This window comes from Sphingobacterium multivorum, assembly GCF_900457465.1.
Classification (GTDB): domain Bacteria; phylum Bacteroidota; class Bacteroidia; order Sphingobacteriales; family Sphingobacteriaceae; genus Sphingobacterium; species Sphingobacterium multivorum.
In genome coordinates this window covers 161,638-185,897 of record NZ_UAUU01000011.1, presented here as the reverse complement: position 1 = coordinate 185,897, position 24,260 = coordinate 161,638, and the positions used below count along the sequence as shown (strand labels likewise).

The 24,260-nt window shown below is 40.9% G+C and carries 17 protein-coding genes; 9 read left to right on the top strand and 8 right to left on the bottom strand.

What is annotated here, in order from left to right; all coding sequences use genetic code 11:
* Positions 1–43 precede the first annotated feature (43 nt).
* Positions 44–412, bottom strand: a complete 369-nt coding sequence (locus DTA23_RS17710; RefSeq protein ID WP_046672427.1) for a dihydroneopterin aldolase — start codon at positions 410–412, stop codon at positions 44–46.
* Between the two features lie 72 nt (positions 413–484).
* Here DTA23_RS17710 and DTA23_RS17705 point away from each other — a divergent pair, with 72 nt between their 5' ends.
* Positions 485–1,213, top strand: a complete 729-nt coding sequence (locus DTA23_RS17705) for a 3-keto-disaccharide hydrolase (RefSeq protein WP_070562903.1) — start codon at positions 485–487, stop codon at positions 1,211–1,213.
* Positions 1,214–1,482: 269 nt separating this feature from the next.
* Complete coding sequence (locus DTA23_RS17700) at positions 1,483–3,666, top strand: S9 family peptidase (RefSeq protein ID WP_112375534.1); 2,184 nt, start codon at positions 1,483–1,485, stop codon at positions 3,664–3,666.
* Positions 3,667–3,744: 78 nt separating this feature from the next.
* Here DTA23_RS17700 and DTA23_RS17695 read toward each other — a convergent pair whose 3' ends face one another.
* Both DTA23_RS17695 and DTA23_RS17690 read right to left on the bottom strand, forming a co-directional pair.
* Positions 3,745–4,716 carry a polysaccharide deacetylase family protein gene (locus tag DTA23_RS17695; RefSeq protein ID WP_070562908.1) on the bottom strand — a complete coding sequence of 324 codons (972 nt, stop codon included), beginning with the start codon at positions 4,714–4,716 and terminating at the stop codon, positions 3,745–3,747.
* Complete coding sequence (locus DTA23_RS17690; protein WP_112375533.1) at positions 4,716–6,284, bottom strand: M20/M25/M40 family metallo-hydrolase; 1,569 nt, start codon at positions 6,282–6,284, stop codon at positions 4,716–4,718. Before DTA23_RS17690 ends, DTA23_RS17695 begins: the two co-directional genes overlap by 1 nt.
* 363 nt (positions 6,285–6,647) lie before the next feature.
* Here DTA23_RS17690 and DTA23_RS17685 point away from each other — a divergent pair, with 363 nt between their 5' ends.
* Complete coding sequence (locus DTA23_RS17685; protein WP_112375532.1) at positions 6,648–8,183, top strand: IS1182 family transposase; 1,536 nt, start codon at positions 6,648–6,650, stop codon at positions 8,181–8,183.
* A gap of 158 nt (positions 8,184–8,341) precedes the next feature.
* On the opposite strand, the gene asnB is transcribed toward DTA23_RS17685, so the two are convergent.
* Positions 8,342–10,030 carry an asparagine synthase B gene (gene asnB / locus DTA23_RS17680; RefSeq protein WP_070562914.1) on the bottom strand — a complete coding sequence of 563 codons (1,689 nt, stop codon included), beginning with the start codon at positions 10,028–10,030 and terminating at the stop codon, positions 8,342–8,344.
* Between the two features lie 235 nt (positions 10,031–10,265).
* Between asnB and DTA23_RS17675 the strand changes: the two genes are divergently transcribed.
* Together DTA23_RS17675 and DTA23_RS17670 are read left to right on the top strand one after the other, a co-directional pair.
* Positions 10,266–10,841, top strand: a complete 576-nt coding sequence (locus tag DTA23_RS17675) for a Crp/Fnr family transcriptional regulator (protein WP_070562917.1) — start codon at positions 10,266–10,268, stop codon at positions 10,839–10,841.
* Positions 10,842–11,019: 178 nt separating this feature from the next.
* Positions 11,020–11,481, top strand: a complete 462-nt coding sequence (locus tag DTA23_RS17670; RefSeq protein ID WP_112375531.1) for a VOC family protein — start codon at positions 11,020–11,022, stop codon at positions 11,479–11,481.
* A gap of 203 nt (positions 11,482–11,684) precedes the next feature.
* Here the strand turns inward: DTA23_RS17670 and DTA23_RS17665 are convergent, their stop codons facing one another.
* The 3 genes from DTA23_RS17665 to DTA23_RS17655 all read right to left on the bottom strand — a co-directional run bounded on the left by DTA23_RS17665 (position 11,685) and on the right by DTA23_RS17655 (position 14,938).
* Positions 11,685–12,020 (bottom strand): HopJ type III effector protein, encoded by a 336-nt coding sequence (locus tag DTA23_RS17665; protein ID WP_112375530.1) that lies wholly within the window; start codon positions 12,018–12,020, stop codon positions 11,685–11,687.
* Positions 12,021–12,097: 77 nt separating this feature from the next.
* A complete protein-coding gene (locus tag DTA23_RS17660) occupies positions 12,098–13,936 on the bottom strand; it encodes a UbiD family decarboxylase (protein ID WP_112375529.1) in 1,839 nt (612 codons plus the stop codon).
* A gap of 132 nt (positions 13,937–14,068) precedes the next feature.
* The gene (locus DTA23_RS17655; protein WP_112375528.1) at positions 14,069–14,938 is read right to left on the bottom strand and encodes an NAD-dependent epimerase/dehydratase family protein; all 870 of its coding nucleotides are present in this window, start codon (positions 14,936–14,938) and stop codon (positions 14,069–14,071) included.
* A 482-nt stretch (positions 14,939–15,420) separates the two neighbouring features.
* Here DTA23_RS17655 and DTA23_RS17650 point away from each other — a divergent pair, with 482 nt between their 5' ends.
* The 4 genes from DTA23_RS17650 to DTA23_RS17635 all read left to right on the top strand — a co-directional run bounded on the left by DTA23_RS17650 (position 15,421) and on the right by DTA23_RS17635 (position 22,320).
* The gene (locus DTA23_RS17650) at positions 15,421–16,677 is read left to right on the top strand and encodes a deoxyribodipyrimidine photo-lyase (RefSeq protein ID WP_236560275.1); all 1,257 of its coding nucleotides are present in this window, start codon (positions 15,421–15,423) and stop codon (positions 16,675–16,677) included.
* 181 nt (positions 16,678–16,858) lie between these two features.
* A complete protein-coding gene (locus DTA23_RS17645) occupies positions 16,859–19,600 on the top strand; it encodes a 2-oxoglutarate dehydrogenase E1 component (protein ID WP_112375526.1) in 2,742 nt (913 codons plus the stop codon).
* Between the two features lie 63 nt (positions 19,601–19,663).
* A complete protein-coding gene (gene odhB / locus DTA23_RS17640) occupies positions 19,664–20,905 on the top strand; it encodes a 2-oxoglutarate dehydrogenase complex dihydrolipoyllysine-residue succinyltransferase (RefSeq protein WP_112375525.1) in 1,242 nt (413 codons plus the stop codon).
* Positions 20,906–21,249: 344 nt separating this feature from the next.
* A complete protein-coding gene (locus tag DTA23_RS17635; protein WP_146753110.1) occupies positions 21,250–22,320 on the top strand; it encodes a hypothetical protein in 1,071 nt (356 codons plus the stop codon).
* A gap of 11 nt (positions 22,321–22,331) precedes the next feature.
* On the opposite strand, the gene DTA23_RS17630 is transcribed toward DTA23_RS17635, so the two are convergent.
* Positions 22,332–24,257 carry an LTA synthase family protein gene (locus DTA23_RS17630; protein ID WP_112375523.1) on the bottom strand — a complete coding sequence of 642 codons (1,926 nt, stop codon included), beginning with the start codon at positions 24,255–24,257 and terminating at the stop codon, positions 22,332–22,334.
* Between the last annotated feature and the right edge of the window lie 3 nt (positions 24,258–24,260).

The window sequence follows — 24,260 nt, the reverse complement described above, 5'->3', positions numbered from 1 at the left end:
AAACTAAATCTTTCAGTTGGTATATCGCTGATCCAGTTTCGTTTTAATCCTTAAAATATTTAAGACTAACTTGGGAGCAAGAAAGGTCCCCTCCAAAGGGAGGGTTCGATTTGCGTATCACCACTTCGATCGTCAGAGCATGGGATACTCTTTCCCGAATCTGTTCAAGTATTTCTGAAGCCGCAGATTCCAGTAGTTTGCGTTTAGGTAGCATGACACCGGCTGTAATCTGGTAAAGTTCTTCGTAGTTGAGCGTATTGTTTAAGTCCTCTGTCTCGGCATTCAAAAAGGGAAAACATACGTCAATAGAAACAAAAAATTCATTGCCTAGCACCTGTTCTTCTTCATAGTAACCTATTGGTGCATAGAACCGAGCTTCTTTCAGCGATACTGTCTGTAAAATGGTTGCCATGCACAAACCTACTGAAATTGTTCCAAACAAGTGGGATTATTTGTATATTTAACCATACCAAAAACCCAACAGATGAACTTTTCTTTATCCTCAGCGATAGCAACAACACTCTTATTTGGCGCCACTGCATTACAGGCCCAAACAAATATGAAACCCAGCGACACCGAATATTATAGTCCGGTACCACCGACAGTTACAATCAATCAGGGTATACCAAGCGATGCCATTGTCCTTTTTGACGGCAAGGATCTTAGTCAATGGAAAAGTGAAAAAGGCAAAGCCAATTGGACGGTAGCCAACAACGTACTTGAAGTAAAACCGGGGGCTGGAGCCATTGAGACCAACGAACACTTTAGCGATTTTCAATTGCATATTGAATGGAAAAGCCCCGAAGTAATCAAAGGCGAGGGCCAAGGAAGAGGTAATAGCGGAATTTTCCTACAAGGGCTTTATGAAATTCAGGTATTGGACAACAATAACAACCCAACCTATGTCAATGGCGGAGCGGGCAGTATTTACAAACAACGCCCACCCCTGGCGCAGGTAATTGCTCCGGAAAAATGGCATGTGTACGATATTATTTATAAAGCCCCTCAGTTCAATAAGGATGGAATCTTGACCGCTAAAGGAACAGTAACGGTCCTCCATAATGGCGTCGTTGTACAAAACAATACCCAAATCGATGGCACAACCGAATATATCGGACTACCAAAGCAAATAAGCCACGGCCCAGGTCCAATTGTATTGCAGGATCATGGTGATCTGGTCCAGTTCAGAAACATCTGGCTACGTAAACTATAACTTAGCAGCAAGACGTAGCGGTTTACAACAAACAATTTAAGTTAGAAAAGCAACAATTCTGTACTAGGTTTTATAGGGCTATTTCCCTAATTTAGCCCTATAAAATTTAAAAACAAACGGAATGTAATGAGCTACTTGTGCCTTTAATTTCCTATCGCAACAGGTTTAGAAGCCTCATGTGATTATTGGACTAATGAAGCGCAAAATAACCACTGGAATGGGCTCACGTATGCCGTTGTGTATAAACATTCACACAATATTACAGTTTAATGAAAAGAATTGCGCTATTCTTCTTGTTGGCAAGCTCCATCAGCAGCTATGCACAACGCAACCTCAATTTAGAAGAAACAGTATTTGGACCCCGAACTTACGCCCCAACATCAATAGCCGGAGCATCGTGGATCCCAAAATCAAACAACCTCTCCTATCTCGATAAATCGTATCAGAATCTATTATCAAAAAGCGCTTCCAGCAACTGGAGCGAAACAAATCTGGTCTCTAAAACAGACCTCGAAAAAGCACTAAAAACGGCTATTCCGGGCGAAACATTCAATCTGCGGATGTTTCCTTACGACTATAAATGGCGTGATGGAAACGCGCTATTACTCCAAGTCGATGGAAAAGATAAAACTTACACGGTGGCTTACAATATCAAATCAAAAAATATTGAAAGCTTTATCGGCAATGACAACAAGGGAACTAATCGCGAGGTAAGTTCGGATTTTTCAAAAATCGCCTACTTAGTAGACAATAACATCGCAATTGTTGACAAAGACGGCAAAATTACTTCCGTCACCAACGATAACGACAAAGGAATTGTCAATGGTAGTGATTACACCCATCGCCAGGAATTTGGCATCAAGAAAGGAATGTGGTGGAACAATCAAAATGACAAACTGCTGTACTATCACAAAGACGAAACGATGGTCGCCAATTATCCATTACCGCAATGGAGTTCCAAAATTACGAATATCAAATGGATTAAATATCCAATGACAGGCCAAAAATCGGAAGAAGTTTCGTTGATCGTTTACAACACCACTACGGGACAAAAGGTAACCCTTCAAACCGGTGAGCATTCAGAGCAGTATTTGACCATGGTTACCTGGGATCCTTCGGGTAAATACATCTACGTCGGAGTACTTAACCGTGGGCAAAATGATCTTAAAGTCAACAAATATAATGCAGAAAACGGTTCTTTGGTCAAAACCCTGTTTGAAGAAACTGCGACAACCTGGGTTGAACCTGAAAACCCATTGACATTCTTACCAAACAAACCGGATCAATTCCTTTATCAATCCGATAGAGATGGCTATAATCAACTTTACCTCTACAACACGGAAGGTAATCTGATCAAAAAACTCGGCTATAAAGACATCGTTATGGAGGCATTGCTCGACTTTTCGGCTGATGGCAGCAAAGTTAGCTATACAGGAGTCACCAACAACGGTTTAGATCGCCAATTATTTGAGGTCGACCTAAAATCTGGGAAAACGGTTCAATTAACAAATGAATCGGGTACGCATCATGCTGCACTAAGTAGCGATGGCAAGTATATCTACGATCAATATAGTAATTTAAAAACACCAAATAAAGTTCAGGTCAAAGAAGTTAAATCTGCTAAAGAAACTACCTTAGTCAATGCAGAAAACCCTTTTTCCGGAAAAATAAATGATCCTAAAATCGAATTTGTACAGTTGACATCTGCAGATGGGAAATACCCATTGACAGGACGTATCATTTATCCCAACGACTTTGATCCAGCTAAGAAATATCCGGTCATGTATTATTTATACGGCGGATCACATTCGCAGCTTGTTTCCAACAAATGGCTAGGAGGCGCTGGATATTTTGATATGTATATGGCGCAACAGGGCTATATCGTCTTCACGATGGATAATCGCGGCACGAATTACAGAGGCCGTGATTTCTATACAGCTACGCATCGCAACCTCGGTCAAAACGAAATGGCCGACCAGATGAAAGGAATAGAGTTCCTTAAATCAAAATCTTTTGTTGACCAACAGCGCATGGGTATTTTCGGGTGGAGTTTCGGTGGTTTTATGACAACTTCCTTCATGCTCCATCATAACGATATCTTCAAGGCTGCAGTAGCTGGAGGTCCTGTAATCGACTGGAAATTTTATGAGGTGATGTACGGCGAACGCTACATGGACACGCCGCAAGAAAATCCGGAAGGTTATAAATTGACATCGCTCCTCAATAAAGCCGATCAACTGAAAGGAAGACTATTGATTATTCACGGCGCACAAGACCCTGTCGTTGTACAACAAAACAGCATGGAGTTTTTAGAAGCCTGTATTAAAGCCGGAAAGCAAGTAGATTATTTTCTATACCCGACTCATGAGCACAATGTAATGGGAAAAGACCGTATTCATATGTACGAAAAAATTGCGGACTACTTCAATCAGCACCTCAAAAATCCGTCATAAACTCAGGAAAACAAGACAACACAAAAAGGGCTATCCAAAAAGATTTGGACTGCCCTTTTTTATGCAATTTAGTACAGGTTAATGTGACTCCTGATCCAGGCCTTCGGATAAACTATACAATGTCCAGTGTTTTGTTTTTATGGCCTGAGATTTTGTCCGAAGCAATCGGATAAAATCCTGCACCCCAACCTCCTCATTCCCATTACCATGAATCAGGACAATACTTCCGTTTTTGGCCTGCTGCCCTTTTGCCAACCAGGCATCCGAGCCTACCGCAATAAGACCATAGGACAATAGTTGCTCAATGATACGCCGATCGGAAACTAAGCCCGGACAACGAAAAAATACCGAAGGCAGAAGACCGTTTTTCAGCATCAATTTTTCATTCTCCAACACTTCATAACCTAGATTCGTATTTTTGGAAAGCAAAAAATTGGATGTTAAAGGATTACTAGTAAAAACATGGTCATACGTATGATTGACCCAGGTAATCTTTACTCCCTTTGCATCCAATGACTTTAGCCATGCTAGATCTGCGGCGTGATTTAGCATCCATTTACCCGAAACAGAAACGGCCAGTGGCAGGCTGCGATCTATCCCCTTAAATGCAGCGAGAAGATCTTCAAAAATAGCCCTGTCCAAAGGTTTATGTGAAGGACATAGATCAATCGTCAAATTAATACCAGCCTCTTTGGGAAGCCTAAAATTCAGCCCCGCATCCTGTAAGTTGTTTTCAGTTTTTCTGACTAAAGAGAAGCAGCTTTCGTATACCGAACCACTTAGACTTTTTGTAACCTGAGCCGCATCGTTGTACAGAACGCTGACCGATCGATCTCCTACTATACGCGTTTGCAGTGTAGTAGGATCTACCGTCAAATAATATTTTACAGTATTTGTCGTGAAACTACGGATCCCCACCAGAGAATTATTATTTTCACGGAGGATCAACCACTCGGTTCTGTAGTTTTCTAAATTGGCAAATGAAACCTGTCCATTAGAGAGTAGGGCGCACACCAAAAATAGACCAACAAAAATGAGCTGTTTCATCATCAGTTGCCACTCGTTCTTTTAGACTGTAGATTAGTTGGCCATACCGTCGGCTTGCCATCTTTATCAATTGGCAATGTGATCTTATCGCGGGAGACCAAAGCAGGCTCTTCACAGGCAAGGTAAGTCAAAATCGCAACGATAATGGCGTTTTGTTTTACTTCATCAAACACAATCTTATCATAGGTATCCCGATTGGTGTGCCAGGTCACCTTACCATAGTCCCAGGATGTGGAAGAGAGCCCAAAGGCCGGAATTCCTTTTTGAACGAAAGAAGAATGATCACTTCCCCCCGTCCCCGGCATACCTGGAAAACTGGTTTGGATTTCATTACGGAACTCTTCAGGCAAATATTGCACCCAGCGGCTTATATATTCGTAAGATTTTTCAAAACCACTGCCCCCTATCCGGACAATTCGCCCTGTGCCGTTATCCTGATTCCATACCACCTGTATATTTTTAGCGATCTCGGGATGATCTTCGACAAAAGCTGAAGAGCCATTCAGCCCCTGCTCCTCACTTCCCCAGTTACCGACCAAAATCGTTCTTTTATTATCCGGGTAAACCTTCCTTAAAATGCGGACAGCCTCCATCATGGTAATTACTCCTGTCGCATTGTCTGTCGCTCCCGAAGCGCCGTCCCACGAATCTAGATGTGCCGAAAGCACAACATACTCGCCCGGTTTTTCCTTTCCCTTGATCTCTGCGATACTATTATAGGTCTTTGATATTCCAAGCTCTTTTGAATTTCCCTGCAGCGAAACCCGAGGTTTGACCCCATGTTCTGCCATGCGGTATAACAGACCGTAATCTTCCAGCCCTACGTTAAATACCGGAATCTGTTTGGACTTCGCATCAAAAATCCGTGTAATACCAGGCAACTCTGTCCAATAGGAATCAATGGCACCAACGGCGCCAGCATTCTCCAAAGCCAAGGGCAATGTCCGACGCGTGCTTCCCGTATAGGACATACTACTCTCCCATTTTTTCAACTGATCATTTTTTAAGGCTTGATATTTTTCATAACCTTTCGGGGAAGCTGACTCCTTCCAGTTGGCATCTGACCGTCCTGAAAGCGGATTCATTCCAATCAATACGATCTTGCCTTTGACTGTCTTAAGCCAAGACTGAAAATCAGACGGGGAACTAAATAAAGGCATTACCACAACCTCGGCTTCAACCCCTTTCTCCTTGGTCACGGGACTGAACGCCAACTGTGTACCTTCCAAAGATTTTATGCGGGGATAGGTCATCGTCACCTGAGAAGTTCCTCGTTCCCACGAACGCCATTCACCATAGGGCTCATTGCGGGCTTGTGCGCCAAGCGCATTATAATTTTTGACAACCCAATCATGCGCCTGTTGCATTTGTGGACTCCCGACAAGACGGGGGCCAATCATATCGACAAGCTCAAACGCATACTTCTCCAATTGTGAATTTGCATTTGCCTCCTGCACAATTGACGAAACCATCGCTTCTTTATTTTGAGCAAAAATAGCTGGAGTGCTCAGCAATAGAAGTGCCAGCCCTAAAGATTTCATTCCACGCTGTTTCATTAAATCTACCTTCATGTATATATCTTTATTTATTGTATAATTCTCCGTTAATACGCTAACGCTACGAGCGCAAACTACATGTTACTATATTCCACTAGCTCTCAAAGAAGCTCCAGAAAAAGACAGTGCTCCGGTCAACCTTAGTTAATTTAGAAACCCAAAGTTTCCTGTGATTGGTTTTTCCGAAAATTACTAAACAATATTTAAAAACACACATTCATTTTTAATCAATTAAATGATATACCCTTATTTAGTTGAAAAAAAACATAAAAAGAGGCTGTCTCAAAAAGGCAGTCTCTTTTTTTGCATTATCTAAGGTTTATTATTTGTTTTAACGGTTTGATTTTCATATATTTATAGTGTAAACAAAAAGGATATATGCCATCTCAAAGAGCTACTTTTAAGCCTTACTATCAGGACCAGATCATGGCCATTCCTCCAACTTTGGACGAACTGGTGTCCAAAGGTCATCCGGTACGTATCGTTAACGATGTAATCAACCGGATCAACATTCAGTCCCTATTGGACGCTTATAAGATAAAAGGCTGCTCCAGTTATCATCCGCAGATGTTGTTGAAAGTTTTGGTGTTTGGCTACGTAAGCAATGTCTACAGCAGTCGCAAATTGGAAACGGCGTGCCGGGAGAACATCAATTTCATGTGGCTGAGCGGCATGAGCTATCCCGACCACAATACCATCAACAGATTTCGAGGCGTTCGTTTGAAAGAAGCACTTGGTAGTGTATTTGAAGAAGTTGTCAAACTCCTATCCGAAGAAGGTCTGCTGAGTATAGAAGATGTTTACACCGATGGCACCAAGATTGAAGCCAATGCTAACAAATACACCTTTGTCTGGAAAAAAGCTATCCAGACCAATAAGGAGAAGATGAAAGCTGCCTTAAAAGATATTTGGGAATACGCCCAAAGTATCGCCAAAGCAGAGGACAACCTTCCGGAACCTCCCGATCTGACAACAATTGACCGCGAAAAAGTTCAGGCTACGGTCGATAACCTGAACCGGGTCTTGTCCGATAAACCTTCGGTAAGCAAGAAGATGAGGGCAAAGTTGCGCTATGCGACTAAAAACTACCCGGCCAAGATTGTTCAATATGAAGAGCAGGAAGTAACGCTTGGAGATAGAAATAGTTATAGCAAGACAGATCCCGATGCTACTTTTATGCGCATGAAAGAGGATCATATGAAAAATGGCCAGCTCAAACCAGGTTATAACATTCAGATATCTACTTCCAATCAATACATCGTCAATTACACCATACATCCCAACCCCACAGATACCACAACGCTACCCGGTCATCTGGCACAACATGAGGCGAGCTTTGGGGAAATACTGAAAACCATTACCGCAGATGCTGGCTATGGCAGCCAGGAGAACTATGCGTTACTAGAAGGGAAAAACATTGGGGCCTATGTGAAATATGGTATGTTTGACAAGGAGCAGAAAAAGAGTTATTCGGGCAAGAAGCCATTCTCCGTTGATAAACTACATTATAACCCTGCAAAAGATTGCTATATCTGTCCAATGGGACAGGAAATGAACTGCATAGGTCTATTTACACAAAAGACCTCCACAGGTTTCGAGCAAAAAATAAAAAGATATCAGGCAAAAAACTGCACAAACTGCCCATTGAACGGTGCTTGCCACAAATCACAGGGCAATAGAATCATCCAGATAAATGAACAGCTTGAGGCTTATAAAGATAGAGCATACGGATTGCTTAACAGCGATGTTGGTATAGCCAAAAGAAAACAGCGATGTCACGATGTCGAACCAGTCTTTGGAAACATAAAACAGAACCACGGGTTCCGAAGATTTATGCTCCGCGGTAAGGAAAAAGTGTCCATAGAATGGGGTTTATTGGCTATAGCGCAAAATCTAAGGAAAAAAGCAGCTTAAATAGCTACTTTTTGTTCTTTTTCTTCCCAAATGAACAGTTCTGTGAAATAATCAACAAACAACTCACAAATCTATCGCATAGCCATATTTAATAAAAAAGCTGCCTCAATAAATTTGAGACAGCTTCTTTACCAAATATAGATATGAGGGTTGATTAGTTACACGGCTTCCACTTTGGATTTTTCGTAGCTCTCTTGGTGAACCGAGGCCACAGCCCGACCCGATGGATCATTCAGATTCTGGAAAGAAGCATCCCAAGCTAAGGCTTCCGGCGTACTGCATGCGACAGATTTTACCGATGGAACAGTTTGTGCTGCCGCTGTTGAAGGAAAATGTGATTCGAAAATTGTCCGATATAAAAACTCTTCTTTGTTTTTCGGTGTGTTTATCGGGAAGCGCGTTGAAGCCTCGGCAAACTCCTGATCAGAAACTTTACTTTCAGCCTGCTCTTTCAAGGTATCGATCCAGCTATAGCCTACACCGTCAGAAAATTGCTCTTTCTGGCGCCATGCGATGCTTTCTGGCAGATAGTCTTCAAATGCCTTACGTACAACCCATTTCTCCATCCTTCCTTCGCGAATCATTTTATCGGAAGGATTGATACGCATCGCAATGTCCATAAATTCTTTATCTAGGAAAGGTACACGCCCTTCAACACCCCATGCTGCAAGTGATTTATTTGCCCGCAGACAGTCGTACAGGTAAAGCTTTTTCAGCTTACGTACAGTTTCCTCGTGAAATTCCTGTGCATTTGGCGCTTTATGAAAATAAAGATACCCACCAAAGAGTTCGTCTGACCCTTCACCCGACAATACCATTTTAATGCCCATTGATTTGATTACACGAGCTAATAAATACATCGGTGTAGAAGCGCGTACCGTCGTGACGTCATAAGTCTCCAAGTGGTAGATCACGTCACGGATCGCATCCAATCCTTCTTGGATGGTAAAGTTGATCTCGTGGTGTATTGTTCCGATATGATCTGCTGCTTTCTGTGCCGCAATTAAATCCGGTGCTCCCTTCAATCCCACCGCAAATGAATGCAGTTGAGGATACCAGGCATCTTCTTTGTCGTCACTTTCGATACGTTTGGATGCAAACTTCTTCGTTACCGCAGCAATAACCGATGAATCCAATCCACCAGACAGCAGTACACCGTAAGGTACATCTGACATCAATTGACGATGCACCGCATCTTCCAAACCTTTGCGCAAAACAGCGATATCGGTCTCGTTGTCTTTTACAACATCGTAACTTTCCCAATCACGTTGATACCAGCGCTGCGGAGCTTTCCCCATTTTGCTATACAAGTAATGCCCCGGAGGAAATTGTTCAATCGTCGTACAGAAACCTTCCAGTGATTTTAATTCGGATGCAACGAACAATTGCCCCTCCTCATCTTCACCATAATATAGAGGGATAATTCCCATATGGTCACGTGCGACAAAAAAGGAATCATCACGTGAATCATAGAGTGCAAAACCAAAAATACCATTTAATTCATCCACAAATGAGGGACCTTTCGCTAAATATAAAGCCAACACAACTTCGGAGTCACTTTGTGTCGAGAACTCATAATCAGGAAGGCTATTTCTTAATTCATGGTGGTTATAGATCTCGCCATTAACTGCTAGTACAACTTTACCGTCCGGACTGTACAATGGTTGACTTCCAGATTTAGGGTCAACAATAGCTAACCGCTCGTGTGCCAATAAAGCTTTCTCACCGGTGAATATACCCGACCAATCCGGACCACGGTGGCGAATACGTTTTGACATTTCTAATACTTGAGATCTCAATGAGCTTGCAGGTTGCTTTAATTCAAAAGCGCCAATAATTCCACACATATTATGAAAATTTTAAATATTTCGTTTTTACATTATGTTATTGATACAAAGTAAAACAATTAAAAACTAAATTCATAATAATTTTTAATATTTATTATATTTTTATCAAAAATACTTTTCAAAACAAACAAAATTATCAATGAAACACTTATTTGTTTACAATAATCACACAATCTATTAACAATTGATCTGCAGATTAATCGTTAAATTAACTTCGTAATCAAATAACCAGGACATGGATCTAATTAGAACCTTCTATAGTGAGCTTGCACTGACTCCACAGGAATTAACTGCAATTACAGAAAAACATGAAGCCATAACCGTCAAAAAGGGCGATTTTATATTGACCAAAGGACAGGTTTCAAATGCTTATTACTTAATTGAGTATGGACTTACACGCTCCTTTTTACACGATTATGAAGGCAATGAAGTTACCATAAGCTTCTGTACGGACAATGATGTTGTCATTGAAGTCGCCTCTTTTTTTCAACGCCATCCAACGGTGGAAAATATCCAGGCACTCATGGAAACCCGTCTCTGGAAAATAAAGTTTGAAGATTTTCAGGAACTTTTTCATCAGATTCCTGAATTTAGGGAATGGGGGCGTTCTTGGATGGCCAAGGAACTTGTTCACAGTAAAAATAGGGCTATTGCCATGATTACCGAGCCTGCTACTACCCGCTATTTGCGCTTGATAAAAGAAAAACCAATATTGATACAGCAGGCACCACTCAAGCATATTGCTTCCTACCTGGGCATCACCGACACTTCCCTAAGCCGCATCCGGAAAGAAATTGTCCACGGAAATTAAACCGTGGTAACGCCCAAAGGACTACTTTTTTAAATCTTGCCTTAAGGCAAGATTTTTAAGAAAACTTCAGCTTAATTTTACCAATGTGCTTCCAAGCTATTTATTTATAGTCTTATAGGAAGGAAAAATTGAGAAAAGAGTTAAAAGAAGTAATCATTATATTCAAAAATTAGAAATCATGGCAAAATTACACGCTTATCTAAATTTCGACGGAAACTGTGAAGAAGCATTCAACTTTTATGAAAAAGTCTTCAATACAAAAAATCCTGGCTTCATGCGTTATGGAGATATCCCTGCCGACCCACAGATGCCACCTGTTCCAGACGAAGCAAAAAACAAAATCTGTCATACAGCAATTTCGATCAACGGCGATAGTATGCTGATGGGAGCTGATGTTGTTCCTGCTTTTGGACAACAATATATCCAAGGAAACAACAGCTATGTCATGCTGATGTGCGAAAGCACCACCGAAGCGAAAGCTTTGTACGATGCACTGAGCATCAATGCAAAGGTCGTTGAAATGCCACTTGGCGAAACATTTTTTGCCGAACTATACAGCGCTTTTCAGGATCAATTCGGTATCTGCTGGATGGTTTATTTTGGTGGGAACAAAGACCAGGATTGCGAAAGTAATGCTTAAGCCAACCGCTTAGCCGACAAAATAGTTGAAAAAGAGAGGGCAGTAATCTATTGTTACTGCCCTCTCTATTCCCGTGGTTTCGTTATCGTGTAGCACCTATGCTACCCTGTGGAATGGCCATTTCAATTTTGTCTTTTCAAAACTGCCACAACAAGATGTTTTCCTGTGCATCTCAGGTTTTTACCGCTACCAGGTTAAATTTATTATTTTTTCACCAGTACTTCTTCCTCAAACAGGATCCCATCCCAACCATTTGTCCTAAATTGACGAATGTTCTGATGGCCATCTCCGTCTGGATTATCGAGTACATTTTGATAATGTTCGGCAAAAAGGCGCAATGTATCCTCCTGCGAAAGATTATTTAACTGTGCAAAATAGAAAACTTTTGCACTACCTTGATTTTCTTCTTTCGAATTTTTCAGCGTCCCATTTTGAAATGCACTGGGACTATAGCTGTACTGATCGGCAATATGCGCCAATACTTCCTGAAACTGTAATTCGCTTCCTTTTGATTTATTCAATAATTCTGTTGTAGTCATCTTGATATTAAACCTTTTAAAATCTATTCTAAATTAATTTTTCAACCATAAACCTGAATGAACAGGAATTAGCGCTCTTAAATAATTCCGTGTAGTGACCCTCCCTTTGCAGCAAGTTGATCCACACGCCTTTCCACCGCTTCGTCTTTAATCAACGCCGGCGCATGATGGGGTTTTGTCCGCGCATCAATAATTAGCGGTCCTTTACAACCCCAATGTTTAAATGTTGTAAAACTATGTATTCCATAAATATCAAACGCAGGGTTACTTCTGGTAAACGTTGTCCAAACAAAATTATTGACGGTAGCAGCGGTGAAGTGAGCATCATCACATAAGACGATCAACGGGAAACCTTCCCAGGCGAGTCCTGCGGCAGCGCGGCACCATTCGGCCATTATTTTCGGCTCATGCTCGTAAGTAGAGAATGCCTGACCATCAATGGCAATAATACCGGGCATAACAAATTTTGCCTGATTGAAAGGTCGGGGTAGTTCAAAACCAGCCGGCAATTCACGGCCCAATTCTCTTTTCTTTGTACCAGCGGCAGCAAAAACCACCTTGGAACCGGTATTTAATCCATCGCCAGAATAATCCAAGGTATCGATAGTCGTATTAGTCTGAAAATGAACATCTCGAGTAAGGTCTATGCGTTCAAGGATATGACCCAAAAAAGCCGGAATATCATAAATATCCAATTGCGGATTATCTTCATTTGCTGAAATAAACAAATATTTAGCAAGGCTGAGCTGATTTTTACCCAGTATCTGATTGGCTATCGTTAAAATTTCTTGCGGTCGATCCACACGCCGATAAGGCGTATACCGTTCAGACCCTATTGCAAAAAGTAAGGGATGTACACCAGCGGCATCAACAGCATTAACTGCATGGAGACCTGAAATCTCCTTTGGAATGGCCGCCCCCGTAATTTCGTGGATTAAGGCACCAAAACTGGTGTCTTCCTGCGGCGGCCGCCCCACAACGGTAAAAGACCAAATTGGATTTTTCTTATGGTACACATTATGCACCTTCATCAAGGGAAACGGGTGAGTTAAACTATAGTATCCGATATGGTCACCAAAAGGACCTTCCGGTTTATTTTCGTTGGGATAAACAGTACCGGTAATCACAAAGTCTGCATCTGCCGAGATACAAAAACCTTCATCATCATAAAAATAACGGAACCTTCTATTTCCCAATGCCCCGGCAAAGATCATCTCAGAGAGTCCTTCCGGTAGCGGCATTACAGCAGACAAGGGATGTGCTGGCGGTCCGCCGACAAAAATACTCACCTTTAAAGGTTTACCGAGCGCATTTGCCTTAGTTTGATGGATTCCGATACCACGATGCAACTGATAATGTAAACCAATCTCCTGATCAGGCAGATAATCATTCCCAGAAAGCTGAATCCGATACATCCCCAGATTGGCCTGCATAATACCGGGTTTGGCAACATCTTCTGTATATACCTGCGGCATCGTCACAAAAGCACCGCCGTCCATTGGCCAGTTGACGATCTGCGGAAGTTTACTAATTGATGTTTTACCATGAAGTATGGGAGCCCCCGATTTTTTTTTCCAGGGTAAAGCCCCAAGGGCTGTCATCGAGGAACCAATATATTGAAAAGGATTTTTAAGTACTGCAGCAGGATTCATCTTAACATCCACCAATTTCTTCAGGTGGTCTAACGAATCCCGGAACATAAACTTCGAGCGTTCCAGCGTTCCAAACAAATTAGATACAGCCGGAAATTCCGAACCTTTGATATTTTCAAAAAATAAGGCGGGCCCTTCAACATCAAACACCCGCATATGGATGGCGGCCATTTCCAAATAGGGATCGACCTCTTCTTTGATCCGGATTAAATGACCATGTTTTTCAAGATCCGCAACACATGCTTCTAAACTATTGTATCCCATATATTAAATCTGCTTCAACATGTTAATCCACAAATTTAACAGAATAATTTATTAAACAGGATATAAAGAAAAAACCTTTAGCGATCTTGGATCCCGCTCCCTTATCATCAGTATAACAACCTCAACCATTACCTAGGTATCCATGCAGACATAGGATTTCAAGGGCGTAAATTCAAATGCCTGTACGCGCTGCCAAGTTGAATTATCTACATTTTTCTCATAATAAAGTACTCGCCTAAATTCATCAATATCTTCTTTATTGATATCATTCAACCTTGTCAACAAGAGCTTAGCAAAGAATTTATTGACGCCTATTTCTCTCTTTTGGTCTTCGGAAGTGCACTTCAGGAAATGGTAAAATAAGCCTCTAAATGTCATTTCCTCATTGCCACCGAGGTAAATAACTTCTGATATAAAATTATTTTCCCAAGGCATTTCTCGTAGCCAGCGGTAAACATCGAGCAAAGGCAGGGGGCGAAACTTCAGGGAAGCCACCCAGTTCCAATAAAATATGGTCTGCCGTTTGGCAAGTTTCGCAAATATGCGGTTCAAGACACTCTCCTTCCCGATGACGCTACTTTTAATCACAATGGTATATTGGACGCGTAAATTTTCCAGCAGATCGCGCACAGGCTCCAAAAAATGTTCATCCATTAGCCTCGCGACATAAATGACGCGGTTATTTCCGGCACGTCTACAAATTTCCACGAAATTGCGCAGACCAAGCAATTCAAGCTGAAGCTGTATATCATTGTCAAGTGAGGGAACCTGCGTAAAATAAATTCCAAAATTGAGTTCAGCAATCTGAAAATTCTCAAAAGCTTCCCCTTTTCGCAACAGGTCCAATTCAAAAAGCTTTGCCGTCACCTTTTCCTTTACTATTTTATTAAAAAGAGATAAGTTGCGCACTAATCCAGTCACATCAAAATCTTTGGATTGCAAATAACAGGATGCCCGTCGTCCCAAATAGGTATTTAGCCCGCTGATTAAAACCTTTTTCATTCGAATTCTCTATATTTTTGGCTTTGAAACTACCACGATTTAATGATTCGTTCTCACGATCGTGAGCCATTAAATAGGATCGTTCCTTCCTAGTACGCTGATTTTATATATTACCCTTTTATTCGCTAAAACGAATAAAATCCCTAGGACGGTTCCATTGATGATGCAGCAATCTTTTCCATGTTTTTCTTACGCTTTTAGTATGTTACTCGGATTGTTTCAAGAGTAACGGAAATAACTTACAAATATCATAATTCCCTGATTTTAGAACAGAGAAACATCAAATAAGTTTAACACTATTTTTATTTTTTCCTAACCAAAATAGCGTAAACCATCCAAACAAGTACCGCCATTGTCCTTTTTTTGTCAATTCGCGCATAAATACTTTCAAGAACACAATATCCTTATATATTTGTAAATCTTCTGAAAATAGGCTGCACTAAAAAGTATTTATCTTCACCTCTATGGACAAAAGGGCTACAATGATCTGGTTTCGAAATGATTTAAGACTTCATGACAATGAAGTATTTTATCAAGCTTCTGAAAAAAGTTCATTCATCATCCCGGTATACTGTTTTGACCCCCGATATTTCGACCGCAATCAATTTGGCACTTTAAACACAGGTGTTCTGCGAGCGGCCTTTGTCATTGAAGCCGTGACCGCTTTAAAAGAAAAATTAAAGAGTCATGGTAGCGACTTGTTGACTTATATTGGCAAGCCTGAAGATATTATCCCAAGAATAGCACAAAAATACCAAGTCAACGAAGTTTATCATCACCGCGAGGTGGCACTTCGGGAAACTTCTATTTCGGAAAAAGTAGAAAGTGAGCTTTGGAGCAGCAAAATAAATTTGCGCCATTTCATCGGTCACACCCTCTACCATAAGGAAGATCTTCCTTTCCCTATTAAAGACATACCCAATGGTTTTTCCATTTTCAAGAAAAAAGTAGAGCGGGAAAGTCTGGTGAGGCAACCCATCCCATTTCCGACCAATTTCCTTACGCCGCCCCATCTTGAGGACACCAAAATTCCTTCATTGAAAGATTTGGGCTATTCAGAAGAGGAGATCAAATCTGTTGATGACATCTATATTCTCGGTGGCGAAGACACTGCGCTTAGTATTATGCATGCGCTATTGTCAACCTTTCCGGAGACAGAACAGGACCCTTTGATTCTAGGGCCTTTTATAGCGTCAGGGGCCTTGTCGCCTATTTTACTCTATAACAATATCAAAAAACTTGGTGAAGGTAAGAAAGACAAACGATTTGAAAAGATTGTCGACATTCTGCTCTGGCGCGATTATTTTAGGTTTATGCTTAAAAAATATCCGAATATATTCTTTAAGCCACAAGGCACTAAAAACAGCTCCCCTCAGGATCATCCGGCCTTAGACGGGAATGAAGAATTATTTGAAAAATGGAAATCGGGCCACACGGAACATGATTTTATAAACAGTGTGATGATCCAGTTACAGAAGACCGGCTATATCCCTTATCAAGCACGCTTAATCGCAGCCAGCTATTTAGTTCATGAGTACCAGGTCAACTGGCTTCGTGGCGCTTCCTGGTACGAGGAGCACCTATTAGACTATTCTCCGGCAACTGTTTACGGACAGTGGTCTCATATTGCCGGAGTTGGGACAAGCGAAAAAGACAATAAAGCGCTGGACTGGCAAAAATTGATCAAAACTCATTTCCCAAATGGACTTCCAAAATTGGACGAAATACTTGTTAAATAAATCTTCGGCAGAAATAAATAATTCCAATAGAAAATAAATTTGTAGGACGCTGGAAGCCCTTTTTAAATCATGCTAAAAATGTTAAGAATTGGATAGGTTTATTGATTAAATTATTCAATTTCAGTATTAGAAACTCTTTTTTTATTCATAACTTTGACAAATTTCATAGTTTTAATTGTAAATGGACAATCTGACATATTTGAGTAATGCTGATTCGGCTTATGTCGATGGCTTATATCAATCGTACAAGCAAGATCCCCAATCGGTAGATTTCGGATGGCAAAAATTCTTTGAAGGTTTTGATTTCGGTCAAAATGCTGGCGGAACAACAAGTTCAGTAGGCGAGGCTACTCCCGAGCACGTATTGAAAGAAATCAATGTGCTGAACATGATCAATGGCTACCGCGACCGTGGCCACCTATTCACACACACTAACCCTGTTCGTGAGAGACGTAAATACTATCCTGGAAAGGAATTGGAAACGTTTGGTCTTGCAGAAGCAGACATGAACACCGTTTTTAATGCTGGTGTTGAAGTCGGTTTAGGTCCAGCAACATTGAAAGACATCCGTCAATTGGTGGAGGATACTTACTGCCGTTCTATTGGTGCAGAATTCAAATATATCCGTAATCCAGAAAAAATTAAATGGTTACAGGACCGCATGGAAGCGGATCGCAACATGCCAAAATTTTCGTTGGATACCAAAAAGAGAATTTTAAACAAATTAAACCACGCCGTTGTATTCGAAAACTTTTTAGGCACTAAGTTTTTAGGTCAAAAACGTTTCTCGTTGGAAGGTGCAGAAAGTTTAATACCAGCATTAGATTCGGTCATTGAAAAAGGTGCAGAAATCGGTATCCAGGAATTCGTTATCGGTATGGCTCACCGTGGCCGTCTGAATGTCTTGACTAATATCATGGGTAAATCTTACAAATCAGTATTCTCTGAATTTGAAGGTAAGACCTACGCTGATGATCCTGAAGTAAACTTTGGTGGTGACGTAAAGTACCACTTGGGCTTTTCTTCTGAGGTTAAAACAAACGATGGCAAATCTGTCCATTTAAGTTTGGCACCGAACCCTTCGCATTTGGAAACTGTAGATCCAATCGTTGAAGGCATGGTTCGTTCTAAGATTGACTTTAAATACGAAGGTGACTCGTCTAAAATTGCACCGATCATTATTCATGGTGACGCAGCGATTGCTGGACAAGGTGTAGTATACGAAGTAACCCAAATGTCGAAATTAGATGGTTACAAAACTGGTGGTACGGTACATATTGTGATCAACAACCAAATCGGTTTTACAACGAACTATAAGGATGCGCGTTCTGGAACATACTGTACAGACGTCGCAAAAATCACTTCTTCACCCGTGTTCCATGTGAACGGTGATGATGCTGAAGCGGTAGTTTATGCGATTAATTTAGCTGTTGAATACCGTCAAAAATATAAAACAGACGTATTTATCGATCTATTATGTTATAGAAGATTTGGACACAACGAGGCAGATGAACCGAAATTCACGCAACCATTGTTGTATAAAATCATCGAAAAACATCCAAACCCGAAAGAAGTTTACGCTAAAAAATTAATTACTGAAGGAAGTATTGACGAGGCGTATTCAAAAAATATCGAGAAGGAATTTAAGGCTGAATTGCAAACTAAATTTGAGGAAGCTAAAACAGTTGAGGTATTGACTGAAGAAATTCCGATGTTTAAAGGAGCATGGGAAGGATTGCGTCCCGCTAAAAAAGGTGAAGTATTAACAACCTCGGATAAAACGAAAGTTGCAAAGGATTTATTCTTAAAATTAGCGAAAGAAATCACGACCTTACCTTCGGATAAAAAATTCTTCCGTAAGATCACACGTTTATTTGAAGATCGTGCCAAAATGATCACTGCTGATTCATACGATTGGGCAATGGGCGAATTGATGGCTTACGCGACTTTATTGGATCAAGGTAACCGTGTACGTATCTCGGGTCAAGATGTACAACGTGGTACATTCTCGCACCGTCATGCGGTATTGACACTTGAAGATTCGGAAGAGAAATACGTTCCTTTAGCGAATATTAAAGGTGGTGATAAATTCTCTATCTACAATTCATTACTTTCCGAATATGCTGTTTTGGGATTTGAATATGGTTATGCATCTTCTAATCCAAATTCGTTGACAATCTGGGAAGCTCAATTTGGCGATTTCTACAACGGTGCTCAAATCATCGTCGATCAATATTTATCGAGTGCAGAGACAAAATGGAAACGTTCTAACGGTTTAGTGATGATGCTTCCTCATGGTATGGAAGGTCAAGGTCCTGAACACTCTTCAGCGCGTATCGAAAGATTCTTAGAGTTATGTGCAGATGAGAATATGATCTTAGCAAACTGTACTACTCCAGCTAACTATTTCCACCTGTTACGTCGTCAACTGGTACGTGAGTTCCGTAAACCATTGGTTGTATTTACGCCAAAATCATTGTTGCGCCACCCTAAAGTGGTATCACCATTAAAAGATTTTACAGAAGCTGCTTTCCAAGAGGTAATTGATGATGCAAATGTTGCGGCGAAAGACGTTAAACGCGTGTTATTCTGCTCGGGTAAAGTTTACTACGACCTATTAGAGAAACAAGAGTCGGAAAAACGCAAAGATATCGCTATCGTGAGATTGGAGCAGTTATTCCCAATTCCTACAGAGCAATTGAAAGCAATCCGTAAAAAATACAACAAGGCAAAAGAATTTGTTTGGGTTCAGGAAGAAAATGAGAACATGGGCGCATGGTCTTATTACTGCCGTAAACTAATGGGTACTGAGATTGCATTTACAGGTTTTGTTGCCCGTAAAGAAAGTGGAAGTACGGCTACGGGTTACATGAAACAACACGTTGCACAGCAAGCAGAAATCTTAAATAAATCATTCGAATAAAAACAATTTAAAATCAATTGCGTCTTAGCTATAGGACGCAATTGTCAATAAAGAACATTATATATGAGCTTAGAAATTAAAGTACCAACCGTAGGTGAATCAATCACGGAGGTAACCTTATCACAATGGTTGAAACAAGATGGCGATTATGTGGAGATGGATGAAAACATCGCCGAACTGGAATCAGACAAAGCAACGTTTGAATTACCAGCTGAGAAAGCGGGTATCTTAAGAATCATTGCACAAGAAGGTGATACTTTAGAAATCGGTGCCGTTGTTTGTACAATTGAAGAAGGCGCTGCTCCTGCCGGTGGTTCAGCTCCAGCTGCTGCCCCTGCTGCAGAAGCGTCAAATGCAGCTCCAGTTGCGGCTGCCGCTGCAAAAGATGAAGATCCAGATAGCTATGCTGCTGGTACAGCTTCTCCTGCTGCTGCAAAAATCTTAAGAGAAAAAGGAATTGATCCTGCTACAATAAAAGGAACAGGAAAAGAAGGTCGCATCACAAAAGAAGATGCCGAAAAAGCTCAACCTGTTGCTAAAGCTGCTGCACCAGCAGCAAAACCTGCCGCTGCTCCTGCTGCGACAGTTGCTCCGGTTGCGGGTGCAAGAAACGAACGTCGTGAGAAATTATCTTCATTACGTAAAACAATCGCGAAACGCCTAGTTGCCGTTAAAAATGAAACGGCTATGTTGACAACATTCAATGAAGTCAATATGCAGCCGATCATGGATCTTCGTGCTAAATATAAAGACACCTTTAAAGAGAAATTTGGTATCGGTCTTGGCTTCATGTCATTCTTTACAAAAGCAGTAACAACTGCATTGGCTGAATGGCCTGCCGTAAATGCCCGTATCGAAGATAACGAGATTGTATATTCTGATTTTGCAGACGTCTCAATCGCAGTTTCTGCGCCTAAAGGTTTGGTTGTTCCGGTTATCCGTAATGCTGATGCCATGTCATTGGAACAAATTGAAAAAGCAATTGCTACATTGGCAGGTAAAGCCCGTGACAACAAATTAACGATTGACGAGATGACTGGTGGTACATTTACGATTACCAACGGTGGTGTATTCGGATCAATGATGTCTACGCCGATCATCAATGCGCCACAATCTGCAATCTTGGGTATGCACAACATCATCCAACGTCCTATTGCTGAAAATGGCCAAGTGGTGATCCGTCCAATGATGTACATTGCGCTTTCTTATGATCACCGTATCATCGATGGTCGTGAATCAGTAAGCTTCTTGGTTCGTGTAAAACAATTATTAGAAGATCCAGCTCGTTTATTGTTGGGTGTTTAAACCGCAATAAAATTGGAAATATAAAAAGACCTATGCTTTGCGGCATAGGTCTTTTTCTTTCTCAAAGTGTCTCCTATCCTTGGTCTGGAGGCACCTTCAGTTCGTTTCCATTGCTGTTGGTACCAGCGAAATTATGAAGGTTTTATTTACATCGGAATGAAGCAATATACTTAACGAATATGAATCGGAGATAGACGAATATAAATCACCTTTTTAATTTCTCCCTTTTAATTTTTACTTTCATCTTGTTAAAGATCAAGGATATCCTAATATGCAAACACCGCTATCATGTAAAGGTCGGTATCCGAATATGGAACTTGATATTAAGCAGACATAACAAGCAAATGAAGTATAAAATTCTAATAACAATTGTATATCTATTACTTGCTGTAATGACCTTGTTTGCCAACATGGCAAATCCAATGAGCCCCCATAGCATAACAGGTCAGCTCGTTCCCGCAGGGAAAGTGAGCGTTACCAGCGAACGTATTGACATTCGTCTTTTAACGGACACTTCGGATGATCATGCGGACTATCAAAGCCACTTCAACATTGTTTATAACATCCATGCAGAAGAGGCTATTGAATTGCCGCTGGTATTTCTCGCTTTAAATATGAACGGATTGGATCGCCTCCTTGTCAATCAGAACGAAATTGAAGGAAAAAAGATGGATCAACCCGGTTCAAAATTCCCCTTTTTACGTTTAAAGGATGGCTATTATGAGCTCAGTTACGACAGCGATGAATGGAAGCGTATTTCGCTGAATGATGCCTTTTATTTTACCGCGAAGCTTCACAAAGGTGATAACAGCATTCAGGTTCAATACCGTGCTTATATGGGCTATGACCGACGGGATATTCGGACCAGATACAAAATTGATTATCTCTTATTCCCCTCCAGATACTGGTCGTCCTTTGGCCCGATTGAACTGTATCTGCACCTCGATGGGAAGATGGAGGTACTTACACAAGATCTGGGAACCGCCAAATTACAGACAGATTCCATTGTTCACTGGAGAATTGATCAGGTAGAAAAGAAAGAGCGTTTTCATATTGAAGTTGTCTTAAAAACCTCCTTGTTGGCGAAAGTAATTCTTTGGATAAGTCCAGATGTACTTGCGCTGATCGGATCGTTATTTTTGCTATACCTACATATCCGGTATATTTATCTAAAATACAAAACTGGCAAATACCGATATGCACTCCTGATCGGGAATCTAGTCATTCCAAGCTCTTTCTACTTGTTCATTTGGTTTTGGTCCAGTCTGGCCAACTATTTTGTCAATGGAGTCTTTGACGAAAAATCCCGTGGTTTTATCCTGTTGGTCATCTTCACCTTACCCTTGATCTATCTCGTCTATGATTTAGTTTTACTTATTATCGATAGAAGCATTCGCGCTAGATTAAGCAGGTAGAAAACCGGCTGTTATTTTTTATAGGTCAGCTTGTTTTCAATCATACGATTGTTATATTGCTGGATAAAAGCTTTCATCTTGGTTTCCATCGTATCCAATACCGCTGGATGCTGTTTTAACAGGTCCTGTTTCATCAAGCGGTCCTTCTTAAGATCATAAAATGAGGTCACTTTCAGTCCATCATAAGACATCATATAATCTTTATAATAGAGGTTGTAGCTCCCTGAATTATTATTGAGCACAAAATTATCCTTGCCCGGTTTTAAGGCATCTGAACCAAAGGCAAAATAAGGCTCGTCATAGTGCAGATAATTCAACACTGTCGGCATGATATCTATTTGCTGCACCAATTTATCCGCTTTGCCCACCAGATTATCACCAGGTGCATAAAATATAATAGGGATTTCAAATGCTCCTGCAGTGGTTTGATATTCCGGCAGATAGCTTACAGTAGCATGGTCGGCACAGATAACAAATACGGTATTCTTGTACCAGGACATTTTAGAGGCTGTGGCAAAAAATTCGCGTAAGGCATTATCGGTATATCCAATAGGCTCCTGTACGGGCAGAGGTCCCTTAGGGAATTTCCCCTGATACTTTTCAGGCACCTTAAATGGATGATGTGATGATAAAGAGAAGAAACTAGCAAAAAATGGCTGATGAAAGGTATTGATCTTGTTTGCTACAAATTGCAAAAATGGTTCATCCCAGATTCCCCATATCCCGTCGAAATCAGCATCATTGTTATACTCGTTTTTGCCAAAATAATGTTGGATACCTGCCAATTTCATATAGGCAGAGAAGCCCATGCTCCCATTTGGTGCGCCATGAAAAAAAGCAGTCTCATATCCCTTTTTCCCTAAGAGCTTCGCTAAGCTGGTGGTTTCATTTCCAGAATAGATGGAAAGCACAAAAGGCTCACCTATCGAAGGAATGCCCGTAATGACTGACGGTAGCGCATCAATTGATTTACGGCCATTGGCATAAGTATCTGTAAAGGTGTAAGCATTGCGTATCAAGGAATCCAAAAAAGGCGTATAACCTTTGTATTTTCCACCTTGGATATCTTTATTCAATTCTCCAAAATGTTCTTTTGCAAAACTCTCCAAAATCAGAACAACGACATTTTTCTTTGTAAAGGGCAGGTCTGATTGCGGTACATGAATGGGATTGTATAACTGTTCAAGCTCTGTTTCGGAAAAATAATGAACGGGTTTGAGGCTCACGGCCTTTAATGTTTTCAATATACTGAATGGCGTATTGAGCACAATATTCATTTCTTCCGGTGTCTCCACATAATCACCCGCATTGCTCAATGTTATGGGACGTGTGCTATGCGCCCAACCGCCACGCACTCCACCAATAAAAAGGAAGGCTGTCAGTAAAAACAAAGGCAATTGGATCAAAAATGACTTCCAGCTATATCTCGTCGTCCTTTCAATCTGAATAAGTTTATAGGATTTAATCAACCCATAGACAATCAGCACCAATAGTATAATGAGATACCAATAATCCAAACAGAAATCAAAGGTCAGCTTGATCAAGTTAGATTCATTGGAGAACTGGTCAATTACCGTTCCAGTGGTCCTTTTGAGGGTAAATGGGTAGTAGGCAAAATCAATCAAATTTAACGCTATGCCAATTGAATTGGTCACGATGAAGATCCATTTCGCAACATTTTGATAGTGTTTATTTAATTTAAACGGTCCTGGAATAGTCTGCATAACAATATACAGGATATTTAAATAGAGGAGTGCCACAATGTCAAAGCGTACGCCACCGGCAAACATAACCAGAAGCTTACCGGCATCGACATGGGGAAATAAGGAAGCATTGACGCCATAAAACCCCAATCGCAATAACGCATAGATGACCAAAAGAAAGATAAAACGAATTGCGACAGCAAAATAAGGTGCAAATACTCCTCTTAATTTCATAGC

What these genes read in the sequence shown, in the direction of transcription:
- DTA23_RS17710 (WP_046672427.1), bottom strand. Translation starts at nt 412, where the DNA reads ATGGCAACCATTTTACAGACAGTATCGCTGAAAGAAGCTCGGTTCTAT.
- DTA23_RS17705 (WP_070562903.1), top strand. Translation starts at nt 485, where the DNA reads ATGAACTTTTCTTTATCCTCAGCGATAGCAACAACACTCTTATTTGGC.
- DTA23_RS17700 (WP_112375534.1), top strand. Translation starts at nt 1,483, where the DNA reads ATGAAAAGAATTGCGCTATTCTTCTTGTTGGCAAGCTCCATCAGCAGC.
- DTA23_RS17695 (WP_070562908.1), bottom strand. Translation starts at nt 4,716, where the DNA reads ATGATGAAACAGCTCATTTTTGTTGGTCTATTTTTGGTGTGCGCCCTA.
- DTA23_RS17690 (WP_112375533.1), bottom strand. Translation starts at nt 6,284, where the DNA reads ATGAAGGTAGATTTAATGAAACAGCGTGGAATGAAATCTTTAGGGCTG.
- DTA23_RS17685 (WP_112375532.1), top strand. Translation starts at nt 6,648, where the DNA reads ATGCCATCTCAAAGAGCTACTTTTAAGCCTTACTATCAGGACCAGATC.
- asnB (WP_070562914.1), bottom strand. Translation starts at nt 10,030, where the DNA reads ATGTGTGGAATTATTGGCGCTTTTGAATTAAAGCAACCTGCAAGCTCA.
- DTA23_RS17675 (WP_070562917.1), top strand. Translation starts at nt 10,266, where the DNA reads ATGGATCTAATTAGAACCTTCTATAGTGAGCTTGCACTGACTCCACAG.
- DTA23_RS17670 (WP_112375531.1), top strand. Translation starts at nt 11,020, where the DNA reads ATGGCAAAATTACACGCTTATCTAAATTTCGACGGAAACTGTGAAGAA.
- DTA23_RS17665 (WP_112375530.1), bottom strand. Translation starts at nt 12,020, where the DNA reads ATGACTACAACAGAATTATTGAATAAATCAAAAGGAAGCGAATTACAG.
- DTA23_RS17660 (WP_112375529.1), bottom strand. Translation starts at nt 13,936, where the DNA reads ATGGGATACAATAGTTTAGAAGCATGTGTTGCGGATCTTGAAAAACAT.
- DTA23_RS17655 (WP_112375528.1), bottom strand. Translation starts at nt 14,938, where the DNA reads ATGAAAAAGGTTTTAATCAGCGGGCTAAATACCTATTTGGGACGACGG.
- DTA23_RS17650 (WP_236560275.1), top strand. Translation starts at nt 15,421, where the DNA reads ATGATCTGGTTTCGAAATGATTTAAGACTTCATGACAATGAAGTATTT.
- DTA23_RS17645 (WP_112375526.1), top strand. Translation starts at nt 16,859, where the DNA reads ATGGACAATCTGACATATTTGAGTAATGCTGATTCGGCTTATGTCGAT.
- odhB (WP_112375525.1), top strand. Translation starts at nt 19,664, where the DNA reads ATGAGCTTAGAAATTAAAGTACCAACCGTAGGTGAATCAATCACGGAG.
- DTA23_RS17635 (WP_146753110.1), top strand. Translation starts at nt 21,250, where the DNA reads ATGAAGTATAAAATTCTAATAACAATTGTATATCTATTACTTGCTGTA.
- DTA23_RS17630 (WP_112375523.1), bottom strand. Translation starts at nt 24,257, where the DNA reads ATGAAATTAAGAGGAGTATTTGCACCTTATTTTGCTGTCGCAATTCGT.